2 protein-coding genes are annotated in these 1,255 nt (G+C 62.8%); one reads left to right on the top strand and one right to left on the bottom strand.

Going from position 1 to position 1,255, the window contains the following annotated elements; translation table 11 throughout:
* Positions 1-442 (bottom strand): pyridoxamine 5'-phosphate oxidase family protein (locus tag EOA29_RS36875; protein ID WP_145970065.1); only part of this gene is annotated, 442 nt, incomplete at its 3' end.
* A gap of 343 nt (positions 443-785) precedes the next feature.
* Between EOA29_RS36875 and EOA29_RS36880 the strand changes: the two genes are divergently transcribed.
* A partial coding sequence (locus tag EOA29_RS36880; protein WP_126093659.1) for a YbhB/YbcL family Raf kinase inhibitor-like protein occupies positions 786-1,255 on the top strand: 470 nt, incomplete at its 3' end.

Genomic DNA, 1,255 nt, shown 5'->3' on the forward strand with positions numbered 1-1,255 from the left:
CAAGATCCGTGTGGCCAAAGCCTTTCGAGTAATCGAGCACGGAAATCACCGAAGGCACCACGCGGAAGATGCGCACCTCGTCCGGCGTCGGCATCGGGCCCGGGAGCGAGGTTTGCGGCGGATATTTCATCGGCAGCATCCGCAGAACCTTCTCGGCCTCGGCCTTGTCGGTGACCGGCTGCGCGCGCGCCGCCATGGAAAGTCCGGTAATCTCCATCACTTGCGGCGCGTCGTGGTCGATGGTCAGGGACACGCGATCGTCCCGCGCGATGTTCGCCGCCTTCTGGCTGTCCAGACCGCAGAGGAAGTAGAGGGTGAGGCCTTCGTTGACGTAGCCGACCGTCGTGGCCTGCGGCCAACCGTCCGGCCTCAGCGTTGCAACGGTCATGACCCGATGCTGATCCAAGAGCGTCTGGATCTTGGTTTTGATCTCCTTGTCCATCATCGCCTCCAAAATTAATTATGAAGGCGGCCATAGTACGCATCATGGATAGCTTGGCTTTGACGTGCATCAACGCATGAGCGGCAACGCGCCCCTGGCGGCGATGTTCGACAGGACGAACACATGCCGCCACTCGCTGGCGCTGCGGAACGATCCGGCGCGGCATTCGTTGGATGATCGGCCAGGGACGTCGTGCGGCTAGGCAGACGCTCTCCGAAAATCAGGCGAATGACCGAACCGCACGTGTTGTCCAGCCGGAAGAGGACCTTGGCTGCGATCGAAGCCGGTCCGTGGGTCGTCGCGGGGCGTGGGCCTTGCGGCATCAAAAGCGGAAGGGACCAACATGCCACTGACACTGACAAGTCCGGCGTTCGCCGACGGCGATCCCATCCCCGAGCGTTTTGCCCGCGATGGTGAAAATATCTCCCCGCCTCTGAAATGGTCTGGGATCCCTGACGGGACCAGGAGTCTGGTTCTCGTCGTGGACGACCCCGATGCACCACGCGGGACGTTCGGCCACTGGGCGGTGTTCAACATTTCGCCCGACGTCGAGCAACTTGCCGAAGGGGAAGACGGGAAGCCGGGAACCGAAGCGCTCCAGCAGGGGAAGAACGACTTCGGCAACGCCTCCTACGATGGCCCGGCCCCGCCGGTCGGGCACGGAGTTCACCACTATCATTTCCGGCTGGCGGCTCTTGATGTGCCGAGCCTCGGCATTCCAGGCCAGACCGGAGTCAAGGAAATCTGGAAGGAGGCCCGGCGCCACGCCATTGAGGCGGCGGAACTCGTGGGCACGTACGAACATTCCGCCTG

It is taken from the genome of Mesorhizobium sp. M1E.F.Ca.ET.063.01.1.1 (assembly GCF_003998155.1).
Taxonomy (GTDB): Bacteria; Pseudomonadota; Alphaproteobacteria; order Rhizobiales; family Rhizobiaceae; genus Mesorhizobium.